We start from the raw sequence: 2,707 nt of genomic DNA, 5'->3' as shown, positions 1-2,707 counted from the left end.
GCCGAAGCGCTGCAGAGCGTGGTCGGCTCGGTCTAGCTCAGTTCGCCCGCATCGCGTTGTTCGACCGGTCGGCGTCGGGCAGGCGATGGTCCGGGTCGACGGTCGCCTCGGCCACGGGCCCCCCATCGATGGCGTAGGTGTGCCGGCCGGTCTGCATCCAGGTCTCCACCGGGATGCGCAGGTCGCGGGTCTTGCCGTCCTTGAAGACGATCCGAAGCGTCGCCGGCAGCACCAGCTGGCCGCGGTTCTCCACCGTCACCGAGGCCCCCTTCGCCGGGTCGTTGACGACCTCGGTCACCGCCATGTCGTGGCTCCAGTTGTTCAGGAAATAGCCGCGCCAGAAGTAGCTGAGGTCCTCGCCGCCGGCGCTCTCCATCTCGCGGAAGAAGTCGCTGGGCTTGGGGTGCTTGTAGGCCCAGTCGGCGATGTACTTGCGGAACGCCGGGTCGAACCGCTCCGGGCCCAGGATGTCCTCGCGCAGCAGGGTGAGCCCGAACGCGGCTTTGAAGTAGGTCACCGGGTGGCGGTACTTCTCGCGGATGGTGTCGGCGCGGGAAAGGATCACCGGCGCCTCAGGGTCCTTGATCAGCTCGGCGATCTGGTCGGCCGGCGTCCCGGTCGCCGAGGGCGCATATTCTCCGTCGCGCTTGGGCCCATAGACGCCGTTCTCGAAGTCGTCGCTCTCGTAGACGTCGATGAAGGTGTTGATCCCCTCGTCCATCCAGGCGTCGCGCCGCTCGTCGGAGCCGACCACCATCGGGAACCAGGTGTGGCCGATCTCGTGGGCCGAGATGAAGAACAGGGTCTTCGCCTTGTCGTCGATGCCGTCGAAAACGATGCCCGGATATTCCATTCCGGTGGCCGGCCCGGCCACATTGATCGCGTTCGGCCAGGGGTAGGGATACCAGCGCTTGGAGAACCGTTCGACGGCGTCCTTCATATATTCGGTCGACCGGCTCCAGCCGTTCTCGCCGACGCTTTCCGGCGGATAGACCGACTGGGCGACGGCGGTCTTGCCGTCCGGCAGGTTGATGCGCGCCGCGTCCCAGACGAAGGCCCGGCTGGCCGTGAACGCCACGTCGCGGGTCGAGTCCATATGGAAGCGCCAGGTCTTCGTCGCGCCCTTCGGCGGCGGGGTCGCGGCCACCTCCTCCGGCGTGCGGATCAACACGGTCTTGTCGCTGGCCCTGGCCCGGTCGAACCGCGCCCGCTGCTCGGCCGTGAGCACTTCGCCGGGGTTCGTGAGCGCCCCCGACCCGGCCACGATCATGTCCGCCGGCACGGTCACTGCGTAGTCGAAATTCCCGTATTCCAAGTAGAATTCGTTCGCGAGATAAGGAAGCGTGTCCCACCCTCGAACATCATCAAATACTTGAAGGCGTGGATACCACTGAGCTAGGTCATAAATATCGCCGCTCTTGTTGGCGTTCCACGCCATCCGTCCGCCGAACAGGCCGGGGATCAGGAAGTGGTACCTGATCTTCACCTGCACCTTGCCGCCACCGGCCTTGACGCCCGAGGGCAGGTCGACGCGCATGCGGGTGTCGCTCACCACCGTGTTCAGCGTCTTGCCGCCCACGGTGACGGCGTCGATCTCGTAGCCCGGCGTCGAGTTCTTCGGATCGATGCGCCGGCCGCCGGACATAGCGTAGCCGCGGCTGTCGCGGCGATAGAGGTTCTGGTCCATCTGGATCCAGAGGAAGCCCAGCTCCTCGGGGCTGTTGTTCGTATAGGTGATCGTCTCCTCGCCGGTCAGCACATGGGCGGCGGTGTCGATCTTGGCGTCGATGTTGAAGTCGGCGCGGTTCTGCCAATAGGCCGGGCCCGGCGTCCCGGAGCCGGTGCGGATCGTCGAGGGCGGCGCGGGCAAGTTGAGCGGGGCGAAGGTCTTCAAGGGATCGTACTTGGGCGCGGTCTGGGCGTGGGCGGCGGGCGCCGCGCAGAGGGCGGCCAGGGCCAGCAGGGCGGACAGTCGCGACGTCATCAAGAAGAGCTCCCCGAACAAGCCGTCCATCTCGCTCGCCCTGGGCCGGCGCGCAAGACCTAGAGGCCGAGCCGGCCCGCCACCTCTTCGCCCAGCGCCAGGGACGAGGTGAGGCCGGGGCTCTCGATGCCGAACAGGGCCACGAGACCCGGCAGGTTGTGCGCCGTCGCATCGTCGATGCGGAAATCCGGCTGCGGCTCGTCCGGGCCGTGCAGCTTGGGGCGGATGCCGGCGTAGTCGGGGCTCAGCGCCTCTTCCGGCACGGCGGGCCAGAACTTGCGGATATAGGCCGCGAACTCGCCGCGCATGGCCGGATCGACGCTGTAATCCAGGGTCTCGACATAGGTCAGGTTCGGCCCGAACACCGCCTGGCCGCCCAGGTCGCGGCGGTAGTGGGTGCCGAGCGCCCCATGGATCGGGGGCGGATAGATCAGCCGCGAGAACGGCGCCTTGCCGACCAGGCGGAAGTACATCCCCTTGCCGTAGTAACCCTTGGGGATCTTCGCCGCCGGGAAGCCCTCGATGGTCGCGGCCACGTCCTGCGCCGACAGCCCAGGCGCCGTCACCAGATAGCGGCAGGTCAGGCTCGCCGGCTCTTCGCCGCCCGCTCGCACCGTAAAGCCACCGCCCTCCAGCGGCGCCGCGCCCTCGAACGGCGTGGCGGTCACCACGGCCCCGCCGCCGGCCTCGATCTCTCCTTGAAGCGCCAGCATGTAGCCGTGG

Annotated in this window: 2 protein-coding genes; both read right to left on the bottom strand. The window is 67.7% G+C overall.

From position 1 onward, the window contains the following. Positions 1 to 37: 37 nt before the first annotated feature. On the bottom strand, positions 38 to 1,984 hold the full coding sequence (locus tag VHS75_RS03645; RefSeq protein WP_329637245.1) for a M1 family metallopeptidase: 1,947 nt from the start codon (positions 1,982 to 1,984) through the stop codon (positions 38 to 40). 59 nt (positions 1,985 to 2,043) lie between these two features. After that, positions 2,044 to 2,707 (bottom strand): NAD(P)/FAD-dependent oxidoreductase (locus tag VHS75_RS03640; protein WP_329637244.1); only part of this gene is annotated, 664 nt, incomplete at its 5' end.

Origin of the sequence: Phenylobacterium sp., from assembly GCF_036264965.1 — a bacterium.
Classification (GTDB): Bacteria; Pseudomonadota; Alphaproteobacteria; order Caulobacterales; family Caulobacteraceae; genus Phenylobacterium.
The sequence above is the reverse complement of the archived record's forward strand: the minus strand, read 5'-3'. Positions and strand labels throughout refer to the sequence as shown.